This window comes from Cupriavidus taiwanensis, from assembly GCF_900249755.1.
Taxonomy (GTDB): Bacteria; Pseudomonadota; Gammaproteobacteria; order Burkholderiales; family Burkholderiaceae; genus Cupriavidus; species Cupriavidus taiwanensis_D.
On record NZ_LT976854.1, the window covers coordinates 20,430 to 34,914 of the forward strand.

At 70.1% G+C, this 14,485-nt stretch carries 12 protein-coding genes; 8 read left to right on the forward strand and 4 right to left on the reverse strand.

What is annotated here, in order from left to right; translation table 11 throughout:
* Positions 1-184: 184 nt before the first annotated feature.
* Positions 185-391, forward strand: a complete 207-nt coding sequence (locus CBM2594_RS15995) for a dodecin (RefSeq protein WP_116357831.1) — start codon at positions 185-187, stop codon at positions 389-391.
* Here the strand turns inward: CBM2594_RS15995 and CBM2594_RS16000 are convergent.
* The 4 genes from CBM2594_RS16000 to CBM2594_RS16015 all read right to left on the reverse strand — a co-directional run bounded on the left by CBM2594_RS16000 (position 360) and on the right by CBM2594_RS16015 (position 7,258).
* A complete protein-coding gene (locus tag CBM2594_RS16000) occupies positions 360-1,202 on the reverse strand; it encodes a tetratricopeptide repeat protein (protein ID WP_232346640.1) in 843 nt (280 codons plus the stop codon). The genes CBM2594_RS15995 and CBM2594_RS16000 overlap by 32 nt on opposite strands.
* 83 nt (positions 1,203-1,285) lie before the next feature.
* Entirely contained in the window at positions 1,286-3,493 is a 2,208-nt protein-coding gene (locus tag CBM2594_RS16005; protein WP_232346641.1) for a TonB-dependent receptor, read from the reverse strand.
* A 292-nt stretch (positions 3,494-3,785) separates the two neighbouring features.
* Entirely contained in the window at positions 3,786-5,453 is a 1,668-nt protein-coding gene (locus CBM2594_RS16010; RefSeq protein ID WP_116357832.1) for a ShlB/FhaC/HecB family hemolysin secretion/activation protein, read from the reverse strand.
* A 182-nt stretch (positions 5,454-5,635) separates the two neighbouring features.
* On the reverse strand, positions 5,636-7,258 hold the full coding sequence (locus tag CBM2594_RS16015; RefSeq protein WP_116359642.1) for a collagen-like triple helix repeat-containing protein: 1,623 nt from the start codon (positions 7,256-7,258) through the stop codon (positions 5,636-5,638).
* A gap of 689 nt (positions 7,259-7,947) precedes the next feature.
* Between CBM2594_RS16015 and CBM2594_RS16020 the strand changes: the two genes are divergently transcribed.
* The 7 genes from CBM2594_RS16020 (at position 7,948) to CBM2594_RS16050 (ending at position 14,485) form a co-directional block, all read left to right on the forward strand.
* Entirely contained in the window at positions 7,948-9,153 is a 1,206-nt protein-coding gene (locus tag CBM2594_RS16020; protein WP_116357833.1) for a collagen-like triple helix repeat-containing protein, read from the forward strand.
* 371 nt (positions 9,154-9,524) lie between these two features.
* Entirely contained in the window at positions 9,525-9,713 is a 189-nt protein-coding gene (locus tag CBM2594_RS16025; protein WP_116357834.1) for a Flp family type IVb pilin, read from the forward strand.
* Between the two features lie 6 nt (positions 9,714-9,719).
* Positions 9,720-10,193, forward strand: a complete 474-nt coding sequence (locus CBM2594_RS16030) for a prepilin peptidase (RefSeq protein ID WP_116357835.1) — start codon at positions 9,720-9,722, stop codon at positions 10,191-10,193.
* 72 nt (positions 10,194-10,265) lie between these two features.
* On the forward strand, positions 10,266-10,742 hold the full coding sequence (locus CBM2594_RS16035) for a TadE/TadG family type IV pilus assembly protein (protein WP_116357836.1): 477 nt from the start codon (positions 10,266-10,268) through the stop codon (positions 10,740-10,742).
* Positions 10,743-10,785: 43 nt separating this feature from the next.
* Positions 10,786-11,736: a Flp pilus assembly protein CpaB gene (cpaB, locus tag CBM2594_RS16040; RefSeq protein ID WP_116357837.1), complete on the forward strand. Its 951-nt coding sequence runs from the start codon at positions 10,786-10,788 to the stop codon at positions 11,734-11,736.
* A gap of 19 nt (positions 11,737-11,755) precedes the next feature.
* On the forward strand, positions 11,756-13,177 hold the full coding sequence (locus tag CBM2594_RS16045; protein ID WP_116357838.1) for a type II and III secretion system protein family protein: 1,422 nt from the start codon (positions 11,756-11,758) through the stop codon (positions 13,175-13,177).
* Positions 13,178-13,225: 48 nt separating this feature from the next.
* Positions 13,226-14,485 (forward strand): AAA family ATPase, encoded by a 1,260-nt coding sequence (locus CBM2594_RS16050; protein WP_116357839.1) that lies wholly within the window; start codon positions 13,226-13,228, stop codon positions 14,483-14,485.

Consider the following 14,485-nt stretch of genomic DNA (forward strand, 5'->3'; position numbering starts at 1 on the left):
GCGCCGCGCGCCGCACCTGTCCGGGGCGGGAACGCAGCGTAGCAGCCGCATACGCCACTGGCAAAGCGGGATTGTGTAACAGGATCTGTGGCGCGCGCGGCGTCCCGCGGCAGCCTTGGGACTATCCGCGGGCGGCGCCTATGATGGAGGCAACCCCTGCGGCGGCGGCCGCCAAGGAGAGGTCATGAGCAACCACACCTACAAGCTGGTCGAGATCGTCGGGTCTTCGCCCGACGGCTGCGACCAGGCCATCCAGAGCGCCATCGCCAAGGCTGGCGAGACCATCCAGAACATCGACTGGTTCGAAGTGGTGGAAACGCGCGGCCATATCCAGAATGGCAAGATCGCGCACTACCAGGTCACGCTGAAGGTAGGCTTCCGCGTGACCTGATTCCCTGATTCCGCGCCGCGCTCAGGCGGTCGTAGCGGCCGTAGTGGGCTGCGTGGCCCACCGCCTGGCTGGCATGCGCGTGCAGGCGCTGCAGCGCCTGCTGCGGCGCGTCGCGCAGGAACGCGAGGATCTTGTCGAGGAAGGCCTCGGTGGCGGTCTGCGGCACGCGCCGGATCCATTGCTGCGCTTCGGCCTCGCGCCCCGCCAGCGCCAGCATGCGCGCGTGGTTGAACTGGCCGCGGAAGTCGCCGCCTTCGGCCGCCTGGCGGTAGTACGCGGCCGCGCGCGCCGGGTCTGGCGCTACCTCCCAGCCGTCCTCATAAAAGCCGCCGACGATGTTGAGCGACTTGGCATGGCCAAGCGCCGCCGCCTTCTGATACCAGCCGAGCGCGGCGCGCCGGTCCGCGCCGATGCCGCGGCCCAGCACCAGCGCCGTGGCCAGGTTGTACATGCCCCAGTCCGAGCCGCGCTCGGCCGCCAGCGTGTACCAGTGCGCGGCGGCGCGATCGTCCTGCGCGGTGCCCCAGCCGTTTTCGTAGCAGCGGCCGGCCAGGTTGGCCGCGCCGGCGTGGCCGGCGTGCGCCGCATGCTTGAACCAGGCGAAGGCGCGCGCTTCGTCGCGCGCGACGCCATGGCCGGCAAGGAACCACTGGCCCAGCACCATCTGCGCATCGAGCTGGCCCGCCACCGCGGCGCCGCCCAGCCACGGCAGCGCCAGCTGCGGCGGGCCGGCGAGCTTGTCGCGCAGCGCGGCGGGACCGAGCTGGTCGAGTTCGACCGGCGTGGCGACGCGAAAGGGCAGGGTATCCATACGAAGGGCTTCGGTTGCAAGGCAAAGCGGCACGCGGCCGGTGCCGGCCGCGTGCCGCGGGGCGCTGGGGGTAACCGCCGCGCTCAGTAGCGCAGGTTCAGGTTCAGCACCGCGGTGCGACCGGGCGCCACCGTCGCGTAGTGCGAGGTGTAGGCCTGGCTGTAGTAGGTCTTGTCGGTGAGGTTCTGCACGTTCAGCTGCAGCGCCACGTTCTTGTTGATGCGATATGCGGCCATCGCATCGAAGCGCCAGTACGACGGCACCCACTTGTTGGTGCCCTCGTTGCCCCAGATCTTCGACACGTAGTACGCACCGCCGCCGATGGTCAGGTTCGGCAGCAGCTGGTACGTGGTCCACAGGCTGAAGCTGTCGTCCGGCGTATTTGGGAACGACTGGCCGTCGGTCAGGCCGAAGGCAGCGCCGGCGCCGCCGTTGTTGCGCAGTTCGCTCTTCAGGTGGGTGTAGCCGCCGAACAGGGCCCACTTGTCGGTCACGTTGCCGGAGAAGCCCAGCTCGAAGCCGTCCACGCGCTTGTTGCCGGCCATCGCCGCGGTGCCGTCCTGCTGCACGATGCGCGCGTTGGTGGTCTCGATGCGGAAGATCGCCGCGGTCAGCGCCAGGCGGTTCTTCAGCACGTCCCACTTGGTGCCCAGTTCGAACGAGCGGTTCTTCTCGGGTGCCAGCTGGTCGCCGCGGTTGCCGCTGCGGTCCGGGGCCAGGCCGTTGGGGTCCGAGCCCTGCGCCAGGAACGCGCCCGCGGGCGTCGACGAGGTGCCGTACGACACATAGAAGCTGGCGTTTTCCACCGGCTTGTACACCACGCCAAGCTGGTAGTTGAACAGGTTGTCGTCGCGCGAGTATTCGGCGCGCGAGCCGTTGGCCGCGCGTGCCGCGGTGAAGCTCGAGCGGTAGCTGTCAAGGCGCACGCCGCCGTTGACGATCCACTGCTTGTTCAGCTCGACCGAGTCGAACAGGTACACCGACGCGGTGTTGGTCTTGGCGTTGGTCGGGTTGTTGGCGCGCGCGATGCTGCCGGCCCACGGGTCGTTCGGGTTGGGGTTGAGCAGCGTGGTGCAGTTGTAGCCGCCGGCCGCGCCCGCGCCGGTGGGGCAGGCGCTGTTGCCGGTGGCGACGTTGTAGCTGTCGTTCTCGCTCTTTTCCTGCGAGAACTCCACGCCGAAGACGTACTTGTGCTTGATCGCGCCGGTCAGGAACTCGCCCGACAGGTCGGTCTGGTTGGCCACCGTGCGCGCGGTGGAATAGCGCGTGTTCACGCGGCGCCAGAGCAGGTCGTAGTAGATGTTGCCCTTGCTGTCGTCAGGCTGCGTGTAGATGTAGTCCTGGTTGGTGCGCGAGAAGCGGGTCTGGTTGCGGAACTTCAGCGCCGGCGAAAAATCATGCTCGAAGCGGATCGTGCCCATGTCGGCCTGGTCCTTGCGGAAGTCGCGGTCCAGCAGGCCGTAGTAGGTGCTGCGCGGCACGTTGACCGGCGAGCCGTCGCCCATCTGGCGCGTGCGCGGCAGGCCGTCGCGGCGCGCGACGAAGGCGGGGTTGTTGTACGGGATGCCGACGTCGGGCATGTCGTCGGTCTGCATGTGGTAGTACGACAGCGTCAGGCGCGTATCGGTGCCCAGCCCGAACGCCACCGACGGCGCCACGCCCCAGCGCTTCTGGTGCACGGCGTCGCGGCCGGCGACGTCCTGGTCGTGGAACATCGCATTGAGGCGGAACGCCGCGTGGTCGGCGAACTGCCAGTTGCCGTCGGCCGTGCCGCGCACGTACTGCGCATTGCCGACGCCGATATTGCCTTCGGCAAAATTGCCCAGCTTCGGCGCCTTGCTGGTGATATTGATGCTGCCGCCGGCCGAGCCGCGCCCGTCGTAGGCACCGGCCGGGCCCTTGGTCACCTCGACGCTCTCGACATTGAACAGCTCGCGCGATTGCGCGCCGATATCGCGGAAGCCATCGAGGAAGGTGCTGGCCTGCGCGTCATAGCCGCGGATAAACGGCCGGTCGCCGACCGGGTTGCCGCCCTCGCCCGCGCCGAAGGCAATGCCCGGCACCGTGCGCAGCACGTCGGTCAGCGTGGTCGAACCGGTGCTCTGGATCACTTCCTGCGGAATCACCGTGATCGAGCGCGGCGTATCGCGCAGCGGCTCGGGGTTCTTGATCGACGACGAGGTTTCCGCCTTGAAACCGCTGTCGCCGGTCACCGTGACCTGCGGCAGGTTGACCGGTTTGGGCGCCTCCTGCGCGGCAACCGGCGCGGCGGCGACCGCGGCGCCGACCATGCTGGTCAATCGTGGAATGGCACCCAGCTTCCCGTGGCTCTTTTTTGTTATGACTGCCGAATACTGCACTTTGACCTCTTGTTATGAAGGTGGAACAATAATGAGAAGGATTATCATTTGATTAGCGTTGACGGGTCAATGCAGACAATGGCGTACATGGACACCGGTGAGCGGGAGTGTTGCGGAATTGCGGCACGCGACCGTTGGCCGGCTCCGACGGCCGCTCGTCCAAAAAAATCGGCCGGCGCAGAACTGCCGCCGGCCGTGCAGGGAACCCTTCAGGAACCAGTATTCAGTCGAACTGGTAGGAATAAATCATGTTGATGCGCGGCGAGCGGCGGCTGGCATTGGTGGGTTTGTCCCCGACCGGCTGCGCCAGCGACAGGTCCAGCGTGTAGTAGCGCCGGTCCGAGAAGCGCGCGCCCAGCGCCACCGACGACAGGCTGCGGTGCGACAGCGACACGCTGTTGGAATACACGCGCGCCACGTCGGCCGACACGTAGGGCTGGACCGTGCGCAGGTAGGTCAGGTCCGGCAGGAACAGCCGGCTGATTTCCGCCGACGCGCCCCAGCCCTTGTCGCCCGCGACTTCACCCGCGGGATAACCCAGGCCGAAGAAGCGTCCGCCAAAGCTGATCTGCTCGCCGGAGGCCAGCCGGTCGCCGCTGTACTGGCCGGCCGCGGCGACGGTCAGGCCAAAGCCGGCGGGCAGGTCTTTCGATTGCGACAGCAGCAGCCGGGTGCGGAAGAAGCTCAGGTCGTTGATGTTGTTCTGGCGGCTCGCGCCCAGCGCATCGAAGCCCTTGTACAGGCCCAGCGTGGCGTTGCGGCTGACGCCTTCGCCGCGCTGCAGGTAAGTCAGCTCGGCGGTGGCCACGCGCACATTGGTGCCGAGCGTGACGCGCGTGCCGGTGGCGGCATGGGTATAGCGCTCGAACTGGTCGGCGCCGTAGACGCCGCCGGTCAGCGTCAGCGTATGCGCGTTGGACAGCAGCAGCGGATAGCTCAGCGTGCCGCCGATGCGCTTGGTGTCGTTGACATAGCGCGGGTTGAAGCCGATCGGCTCGAGCGTTGCGTTCTGCGGCACGCCGCGGTAGTGCGAGGCATTGAGCCGCGCCACCATGCCTTCCGTGCCGATCGGCTGGGCATAGCTGGCGGCGTAGTACTCCTCGTTGTCGCGGCCCTTGGGAAACAGCGCCGACACCGAGATCTGCTCGCCCAGCGGCGTCAGGCTGTTGGTGGTTGCCGTGGCGATGGCGCGCAGCCCCGGCGACATGTATTCGATGCCGGTGCCGAAGGTGAAGGGCTTGCGCTTGACCTCGAGCACCATCTCGCAGGCGCCGTCGGTGGTGGTCGGCGGTTGCACCGTGGCTGCCACCTGCAGCCCGGGCTGCAGCGCCAGCGCGTTGACGTAGTGCTCGAAGCGGTCCTGGCGCAGCGGGCGGTCCTGCTGCAGCTTCTCGGCGATGGCGCGCAGCCGGCGCTCGGCGGGGCCCGCCTTGCCGGTGACCGTGACCTTGGCGACGTAGCCTTCGACCACCGTGACCAGCACATCGCCATTGGCAAAGTCCTGCGCCGGCACGAACGCGAACGACAGCGGGTAGCCGCGCTCCTTGTACATCTGCGTTACCGCATTGGCGGCTTCCAGCAGTTGCGCCACCGTGATCTCGCGGTTGGCGAGCGGCTTGAACTGCGCGGCCACTTCGTCGAACGGCAGCGTCTTCGCGCCCTCGATGCGGAAGCGCCGCGGCGTCAGGCGCGCGTTCAGCAGATCCTGCATGGCGGGCTGCGGCCGCTCGACCTGCACGGTCACGCGGCTGTCGGGCCGGGCCGGTGCAATCTTGGGCAGCGTCTGGGTGGGATCGCCCTGGACCGGGCTGCGCGGATCGGCCTGGACCAGGCCGTGATGGAACGCGCCGACGCCGACCAGCAGCGCGGCAACGCGATGACGTGCACGCATGGCAAAACCCCTGTAAGAAACACTGCGGCTATTGACGTCGCGTGCCACCGGCGTGGGGATTGCCGCTACCCCCGGGCGCCTGCTGGCCGATACTGCCGGTCCAGCGCGTGGCCGCTACGTTGAATCTGGTGAACACCGCTGCCCGCGATCCCGCGATCGCCGGGGCAGCGGTCAAGGCAGGATTACTTCTGGCCGAGCGCGCCGGTCAGGCCGCCGAGCAAGCCACCGACCAGGCCACCCAACGGACCACCTGCAGGGCCGGTCGTCGTGCCCTTGCCGGTGGTGCTGCCCGTGGTGGCGGTGGCGCCGCCGGTGACGGCGGAGACGACATTGGTGACCGGCGCCAGCGCGCTGGCGGTGCCGGTGCCGGCGGTGGCGCCGCCAACGCTGCCCACCACGCCGCCGACCACGCCGTTCACCACGCCGCTCACCGCGCCAGTAACCGGCGCCAGCGGCGTGCTCGCCGTGGCGGAGGCCAGGCCGCCGGTGACGCTGCCGACCAGGCTGGTGACCGGTGCCAGCGGCGAACCGCCGGTGCCGCCGGTTGCGCTGCCCAGGCCGCCCACCGCGCCGCTGACCAGCGAAGTGACCGGCGCCAGCGGCGTGTTGGCCGTGGCCGAAGTCAGGCCGCCGGTGACAGTGCTGACCAGGCCGGTGACAGGCGCCAGCGGCGAACCCGCGCCGCCAGCGCCCGCACCCCCCGTCAGCCCCCCGGCCAGCGAAGTTACCGGTGCCAGGACCGGGCCCAGCGCGCCCAGGCCGCCGCCGCTGGCGGGGCCGTTCACCGCGCCGCCGAGCGAAGCCACGGTGGTGCCGGTGGCGTTCACCACGCCGCCGACGCCCGCGACCACCGGCGTGTTGGTCTGCTGCAGCTTGCTGCCCGCCGTTGCCAGCGCGCCGCCCACCGTCGCCAGCAGGCCGGCGGTCGGCGTGCCCAGGCCGGTCGCCGCGCCCAGCGACTGCGTCGTGCTGGTCAGCTGCGAGGTGATCGGCACGATCAGCTTGCTGGTGGTGATGGTGACCTGCTCGACCGCGCCGCTCGACAGCACCGAGGTCAGCGTCTGGCCGGTGTTGCTCACGGTGTTGCCCAGCGTGCCGACCACCGCGCCCAGCGGCGAGGTCAGCGGCGCCAGCGGTGCCAGCTGGCCCGTGCCCAGCCCGCTCACCGCGGTGCCCGCGTGGGTCACCGCCTTGCCCACTTCAGTCACCACGTTGCCGGTGCTGGCGACCGTGGTGCCGACCGGATTGGCCGAATTGGGCATGCTGCCCAGCCCGGACTGCAGGCCCGTGGCCAGCGCGCCCACGGCGTCGCCGGTAGACCCGACCACGCCGCCCAGGCCGCCTTGGGTCTGGCCAGGCAGCAGCGGCAGGTTGGCGTTGCCAAGCTGGTTGCCAAGATCCTTGACGGTGCTGCCCGTATTGCCCAGCACCGTGCCGGCGTTGTTGATGACCGTGGCCGTCGGCGTCAGCGCGGTGGGCGTCTCGCCACCGCCGGTATTGCCGCCGCCATTGCCACCGCCACTACCCCCGCCAGTGCCACCGGTGCCACCGCCAGTGCCGCCCGTACCGCCACCCGTGCCGCCCGTGCCTCCGGTCCCGCCGCCGGCCACGTCAGTGCCGCCTCCGGTTCCGCCGGTGCCGCCGCCGGTGCCCGTGGTGCCGCCATTGGTACCGCCATTCGTGCCGCCACCAGTGCCAGCGGTATCGCTGGTGCCCATCGACGTCGATCCGCTGCCGCTGGCGCAGCCACCCAGGGCCAGCAGGGTTGCGAGGAGTGCCGTTACGGCGAGTTGTTGTTTGCGCATGATCTGTTCCCTCATTCCCGTCGTTTCAATCGCTCGGCCGCGCAACGCGTTCGTCTTCTGCGTGCGGCGGTGACGGTGATGGCGCAATCGGTATGCCAGCCCTTTGGCGCCCTACCGAACAGACCCCGCCAAAGTCGGGTGCGCTACCCGCGAAGCCTTGCGGCACGCGGCCTGTGCGCGGATCGAAGCGATCGCCGCGGGATCGGCGCAAGGGTCTGCGTGAAGGGGGCGGCGTGTTACGCGTTACGTAACGTGTGTCGTGCGCGGGGAACAAAACCGCGTGGGCCAGGCGGTGCGAAGCCCGCCGCCGCGCGCCCGCCGTGCTGGCGCTGCGTGTTCCCGCAGGCCCGGAACACGTTACGTAGCACGTAACACGTCTGGCCCCTGCGGCGACGCTGCCTGCGCGCGCTTCGCCGCTACCCGGTTCCGCCCTGCAACCCGCGCCGCACAAGGCATGCAAGCGGCCCGCCGGTCTGCGCGCCAGCGCACCTTGCCGCGCTGGCACGCGCCTTGCCATTCGCTATCCCGACGCGCCGACGATTTCGCGTTCCACCGTGCTGCCATGACTGATGGGGATGGCGCGCCGGGCGAACAAAGCGGGACACAGGGGGGGCTCGTCGGCATTCCATGCGGTTCACAAGAAAAGACGGCCCCGGCAGCGCCGTGGCCAACCAGACAGGAGAAGGACAATGAAGACCAAGCATCCCGCACCGCTTTCCATGACCTCGCTGGCCGCGGCCGGCGTGGCCGCCCTTGCCTTGCTGATGGCGGGCTGCTCGTCGAGCGGCGGCGGCAGCGGCGCCAATCCGCAGCCCAGCGGCGGCGGCGCCGACACGCCGGTCACGCCGCCGCCGCCCGCCGCCGCGCAAACCACGCCGACCGCCAAGGTCACCGAAGGCGCGGGCAACACCGTGGTGGCAACGGGCAATGCCGTCAGCGAGATCGGCAAGTCGATCCAGGACGCACCGCTGCCGCTGCTGCCCACTGACGCGCGCAAGGGCGCGGGCGGGGTGGTGGTCAATGCGGGCGAAGCGGTCGGCGCGCTCGGCGCCGGCGTGCGCGACGGGCTGGGCCAGATGGGCTCGGTCGACAACCCGCTCGGCGTCACCGTGTCCAGCACCGGCAACGTCGTGCGCGAAGTGGGCGACGCCGTGGTCAGCGGCGGCGCGCTGGTCAAGGGCCTGGGCACCGAGAAGCTGGCGCCGCTGGCACCGCTGACCACGCCGGTGGGCGGGCTGGTCGCAAAGGTCGGCACGGTGGTGCAGGGCGGCGGCGACAAGCTGCAGACGGTGCTGTCCGATGGTGCCGTCGCGCAGGTCACCAACTCGCTCAGCAAGGTCATCGTGCCGCTGACCAGCAAGGTCACCGACGGCACGCAGACGCTGGGCGCGGTCACGCGCCTGGGCGGACCGGTCGACGGCCTGCTCTACAAGGTGGGCAATACCGTGGCCACCGGCGGCAGCATGCTCAGCAACACGCAGGCGCCGGTGGTGGCGCCGCTCGGCGGCGTGGTGACCGAGACCGGCAAGACCGTTGCCGCGGTCGGCGTGCTGGTCAACGGCAACGGCCAGGCCGGCGGCAACCCGCTGGGCGGCCTGCTGAACAACCTGCCGCTGGTGGGGGCCGGTGGTGGCCAGGGTGGCCAGGGTGGCGATGGCGGCCACGGTAGCAATGCGCTGGGCGGCCTGCTCGGCAACCTGCCGCTGCTCAAGCCCGGCAGCGGCGATGGCAGTGCCGGTGGCGGCGGCGCGCTGGGCCCGGTCGGTGCGCTGCTGGCCCCGGTCACCGGCCTGGTTGGCGGCATCAAGAGCGGTGTCGGCGGCAGCGCCGGCGGCGGTTCGGGCGGTGGCGACAGCAAGCCGCAACTGCCGATCCTGGGCGGATTGCTCCACTGAAATGTCTCAACCCGCATAGGTGTTTTCACGGTGCGCTGTCGCTCATCACCCCGTCGCAGCGCATCTTTTTATTCCCGCTGGCCGCGCGGCTGAATGCCCGCCTGGCCAGGCTGCAGGCCGGTTTACGCCGGCCTGCCTGCTCTTTAAAAAACTGCGACCCAGCGCGTGCCGGGTCGATTCAAACGCGGGTATTAACCCCTTCGGGTCATTACTATCACCCGAGGGAGGGGTATGGTTGAGACATACCATGTCTTATAAAAAAAGCGCAGCAAGCGTGAACAGTCGATAAAAGAGCGGGCCAGCAGAGCACCGTGATAATCGAACGGGGGAAGCGTGATCGCGGCATCAGATCACTTCGGGAGTGTCAAATCATGAAACGACTCATTGCACGCTTTATTAAAGATGAGCGGGGGGCAACCGCTATTGAATATGGGCTGATTGCGGGGCTCGTTGCCCTCGCAGTCGCCGCAGGCGCTACCCAACTTGGCAACAACCTTAGCGATGGCTTTAAGAGCCTTGGCGAAAAGGTCGTGACCATGCTTGGCAAGCCAACAACGTAAGGCGCCGTGATTGCCGCGCTCCTCTGCGCGGCGACCCTCTACACAGACTTCGCCCACCGGCGTGTTCCCAACGTCCTGCTGGCGCTTGCCGTACTGGCCCTCGGGCTGGCACTGCTCGCCGGACAGGCCGCGGAACCGCCGCTGGCCGCGCGCCTGATCGGCGCGGGGCTGGGTCTTGCCGTCACCTTGCCGGTCTACGCCCTTGGGCGCATGGCCGCAGGGGACGTCAAGTTCCTGACGGTGGCGGGGTTGTTCACCGGTCCGCAAGGGCTGGTGGTGGCATGGGTCGTCGGCAGCCTGCTCGGGCTGGTGCACGCGCTGCTGGCGCTGGCACTGGCGCGCCGCGCGCCGGCGACGGATCACGCTTTGCATTCCCAGGACCCATCACTTTCCACGGCGCAGTTTTCGCTGGCGCGGGGCATCCCGTATGCGGCGTACCTGGCCGTGGGCGTGCTGGCCTGGATGGCTGCGGGCCGATAGCCGCAATGGCTTGAGGCCGGCAGGCCGCGCCGCCGGTCGGCGCGGCAGGACACCAAGAGACCGGGGTTTCAGATGTTGCTGCATGCAGGGGCCAACAGGAAGATCAGCCGGCGCCGCCACGGTGCCGGCAGCGCCGCGATCGAGTTTGCCATCGTGGCGCCGGTGCTGATCACCATCGTGATCGGCATCGTGTACTACGGCGTGATGCTGGCGCTGCAGCAGGTGCTGACGCTGGCCGCCGAGGAAGGCGCGCGCGCCGCGCTGCGCTATCCCGCAGGGGTTTCCGGCACCAGCCTCGCCGCCACGCAGCAGGCACGTGTCGATGCCGCGGCCGCGATGGCGCGCGGCACCTTACCCGCATCCCTCCGTGACCTGATCCCCACCGCCGGCGTCGCCGCGGCCGTGCCCTGCGCGGCGGGCTCGGCCGACGTCTGCGTCCAGGTCACGCTGACCCTGACCACCACCAACATCATGCCCGCGGTACCGATGGTGCCGCTGCCGGCCGCGCTGTCGGGCTCGGCCATGGTCCAGCTCTCTCCAGACATCTGATGCGCATGACGAACCGCCCCATGCCCGAACCAAGGATTTCCGCATGACCAGCAAGCAGATCCGATTACTGGCCATCGTGCTGCTCGGCCTGGCCTTGCTGCTGGCGCTGCTTGCATGGCAGGTAGGACGCCAGCCGGCCCGGCCCGAGCCATCGGCGGGCGCCAGGCCGCTGCACCCGGTGGTGGTGACCACGCGCCCGGCGGAAGCCGGCAAGCCGCTCGATGCCGAAGCGCTCAAGGTCGAGATGCTGCCGATCGATCCCGCCGGCGCCTACCGCGAGGTGGCGCGCGTGACCGGGCAGGTGCCGCTGGTGGCGCTGGGCGCCAACGTGCCGGTGCTGGAAAGCCAGCTGCTGTCCGGCCTGGCCGCGCAGGTGCCGGAAGGCGAGCGCGCGGTGGCGGTGTCGGTCGATGAAGTCATCGGCGTCGGCAACCAGGTGCAGCCGGGCGACTATGTCGATGTGTTCCTGGTGCTGCGGCGCGACCAGCAGGAAATCCCGGACAGCCAGGCGCGCATGCTGCTGTCGCGCCTGCGCGTGCTGGCCTACGGCGTGGCCTCGGTCAACCGGCCGCAGGCGGCCAGGCCGGAACAGATGATGGCGCGCCAGGAAGGCGCCAAGACCGCGGTGCTGTCGGTGCCGCTGGAACAGGTCAGCCGGCTGGCGATGGCGCAGCATTCCGGGCGCCTGATGCTGGCGCTGCGCAATCCGCAGGACGAAGCCATGCCCAGCGACGGCCTGTTTGCCGAGCCCCCGCCCGCGCTGGCCGCACGCGCCGGCGTTCCCGCCGACCCGCCGCGCGCCGCCACCGACAAGGCCACGGCGGGCGTGCTGCTGTCCGGGCTGGCCGCCACCACCGGACCACCCGCTGTGCGCGCACCGGCGGCAGCGCCGGCACCGCGCCCGCTGCAGGTGGCCGCGCCGCCGGCGCCGGCACAAGTCAGAGAACGCGCTGGCGTGGAAGTGATCCGCGCCGGCAAGCGCGAGATCGAATAAGAACGTGGGCGCCCATCGCATGCCAATCCAGAAGACTCCAGCCCATCCCTCCCATGCCGCGACGCTGCGCCGCCGGCTGATGCAGTTCACGCTCGCCGCCATGCTTGCCACCACCGCATGGTGCGCGCTGGCGCCGCGTGCGCAGGCGCAGGACGCCGCCCCGGCGCGGCAGTTGCGCCTGATGGCCGGCGCGCAGAAGGAGCTGCGCAGCGCGCAGCCGGTAGAGCGCGTGGCGGTGGGCAACCCCGCGGTGGCCGATGCGCTGGTGCTGCGCACCCGCGGCGCGCCCAGCGTGCTGCTGGTGGCCAGGCAGCCCGGCGTGACCGACGTGATGGTGTGGACCCGCGGCAGCGCCGAGCCGCAGACCTACAGCGTGCAGGTGGACGCCATCGCGCCCGACGCCAACGGCGCCACGCTGGGCTACTCGGCAGCCGGCGCCACCATCACCGGCCAGTCGCCGGACGCGTATGCCGCCGCGCGCGCGCAGGCGGCGGCGCGCGCGGCCACCGCCGGCAAGACCGACGGCAAGCCGGGCCTGGTGGTCGACCGCTCCACGGTGCCGCTGAGCGGCACCGTGCAGGTCGATGTCAAGGTGGTGGAGATCAGCAAGACCGTGCTCAAGGAAGTCGGCATCAACTTTTTCCGCAACAACTCGGGCTTTGCCTTCGGCACGTTCTCGCCGTCGACGCTGAACAAGTTCACCTTCACGCCGGGCAGCGGCGGCGCGCCCGGCAGCTTCAGCGCCGACATCGCGTCGCCGATGAGCAATGCCTTCAACCTGGTGGCAGCGTCGCTCACGCACGGCATCTTCGCCAACATCAGCCTGCTGGAGGCCAACGGCCTGGCGCGCGTGCTGGCCGAGCCCAGCCTGGTGGCGCTGTCGGGGCAGAGCGCCAGCTTCCTGGCCGGCGGCGAGATCCCGATCCCGGTGCCGCAGGCGCTGGGCACCACCACGATCCAGTTCAAGCCGTTCGGCATCGGGCTGACGGTGTCGCCCACGGTGCTGTCGGCCGACCGCATTGCGCTGAAGGTGGCGCCCGAGGCCAGCGACCTCGACCCGTCGCGCGGCATCTCGATCAACGGCGCGGTGGTGCCGGCCATCGTCACGCGCCGCGCCGACACCACGGTCGAGCTGGGCGATGGCGAGAGCTTCGTGATCGGCGGGCTGGTCAGCCGCAACACCGTCAGCAACGTCAACAAGGTGCCGGTGCTGGGCGACCTGCCGGTGATCGGCGTGTTCTTCAAGAACCTGAACTTCCACCAGGAAGACCGCGAGCTGATGATCGTCGTCACGCCGCGCCTGGTGAAGCCGATGGCGAAGAACGCGTCGGCGGCGCAGGCCGTCGGCGCCGACGGCCGGACCAACGCCAGTCCCAATGTGTGGGGCTGGTATGTGCTGGGTGAATACGCGGACCCGACCTTGCCGGGTTTCTCGAAATAGCCGCCGGCCATGCCGGCTGGCATGGCCAACAGCTTTTGAGGCGGAGAGATGGACTATTTTCTGTTGCACGCAACGCAGGGCGAAGTCAGGGACTGGCTGGGCCGGGTCATCGGCGCGCTGGGCACGCTGGTGGCCGATGGCGGCGCCCAGGAAGGCTTTATCGAGCGCGTCTCCGAGTTGCGCCCGGGACTGGTGTTCCTGCATTTCTCGGCGGAACTGGCGGCGCCGTCGGCGCGCCTGGCCGAGCAGCTGCAGCGGCTGTTTCCAGGCCTGCCGCTGGTGGCGGTGGGCCACGCCGGCGATCCCGGCGTGATGCTGGCCGCGCTGCGCGCGGGCGTGAAGGACTTTATCGACCTGCGCGACGCGCCGGCCGAGGCCGAGGCCGTGGTCAAGCGGCTGGCGGTGCCGAGCGAGCACGTGCGCCCGGCCGAGGCGGCGCGCCAGGGCAAGATCGTGGCGCTGCTGGGCGCGCGCGCGGGGGTGGGCGTGACCAGCCTGGCGGTCAACCTGGCCGCCGCCGCGCGCCGCCACCTGCCGCGCCACGCCAAGACCGACGCCCGCGCCGAAGTGCTGCTGACCGACCTGGGCCTGCCGGCGCGCGACGGCGCGCTCTACCTGAACCTGAGCCCGGGCTTCCATTTCGTCGAGGCGGTGCGCAACCTGCGCCGCTTCGACCAGGTCTTCGTGCAGACCGCGCTGACGCGCCACGCCAACGGCGTGTGCGTGCTGCCGCTGCCGGCGGCGCTGGGCGAGCTGCGCGACATCTCGTACGCCGATGCGCTCGGCCTGCTCGAGCGCCTGCGCGCGTTCTTCGACCTGCAGATCGTCGACCTGGGCGGCTTCGGCAATGCCGAGTTCACCGCGCAGATCGTCAAGGCGGCCGACAGCGTGGTGCTGGTGGCGGACCAGAGCGTGGGCGCGATCGTCTCGGCGGCGGAACTGGTGCATGAGCTGCGCGCGCGCGAAGTCGAGCGCGACGACCTGCACCTGCTGGTGTCGCGCTTCGATGCGCGGCTGGGCGTGGACGCCGCGCAGATCGCACGGCGCGTCGGCGTGGAATCGGTGGCGACGCTGCCGGACAGCCGCGAGGCGCTGGTGCTGGCGACGAACCGCGGCGCGGTGCTGACCGACGACGACCCGCACTGCCCCTACGTGCGCGCGCTGGCCGAGCTGCTGGTACGGCTGGGCTACCGCGCCGCCGCGGCCAGGGACACCACGCTGCTGGCGCGGATCAAGGACAAACTGCCCGGGGCGCTGCGCGCAGCGCTGGTAGCGCGCGGCGCGCGCACGGCACGCACAGGAAGCTGA

Excerpts from the sequence above, each read along its gene's own strand:
- CBM2594_RS15995 (WP_116357831.1), top strand. The coding sequence starts at position 185 with ATGAGCAACCACACCTACAAGCTGGTCGAGATCGTCGGGTCTTCGCCC.
- CBM2594_RS16000 (WP_232346640.1), bottom strand. The coding sequence starts at position 1,202 with ATGGATACCCTGCCCTTTCGCGTCGCCACGCCGGTCGAACTCGACCAG.
- CBM2594_RS16005 (WP_232346641.1), bottom strand. The coding sequence starts at position 3,493 with ATGGTCGGCGCCGCGGTCGCCGCCGCGCCGGTTGCCGCGCAGGAGGCG.
- CBM2594_RS16010 (WP_116357832.1), bottom strand. The coding sequence starts at position 5,453 with ATGCGTGCACGTCATCGCGTTGCCGCGCTGCTGGTCGGCGTCGGCGCG.
- CBM2594_RS16015 (WP_116359642.1), bottom strand. The coding sequence starts at position 7,258 with ATGCGCAAACAACAACTCGCCGTAACGGCACTCCTCGCAACCCTGCTG.
- CBM2594_RS16020 (WP_116357833.1), top strand. The coding sequence starts at position 7,948 with ATGAAGACCAAGCATCCCGCACCGCTTTCCATGACCTCGCTGGCCGCG.
- CBM2594_RS16025 (WP_116357834.1), top strand. The coding sequence starts at position 9,525 with ATGAAACGACTCATTGCACGCTTTATTAAAGATGAGCGGGGGGCAACC.
- CBM2594_RS16035 (WP_116357836.1), top strand. The coding sequence starts at position 10,266 with ATGTTGCTGCATGCAGGGGCCAACAGGAAGATCAGCCGGCGCCGCCAC.
- cpaB (WP_116357837.1), top strand. The coding sequence starts at position 10,786 with ATGACCAGCAAGCAGATCCGATTACTGGCCATCGTGCTGCTCGGCCTG.
- CBM2594_RS16045 (WP_116357838.1), top strand. The coding sequence starts at position 11,756 with ATGCCAATCCAGAAGACTCCAGCCCATCCCTCCCATGCCGCGACGCTG.
- CBM2594_RS16050 (WP_116357839.1), top strand. The coding sequence starts at position 13,226 with ATGGACTATTTTCTGTTGCACGCAACGCAGGGCGAAGTCAGGGACTGG.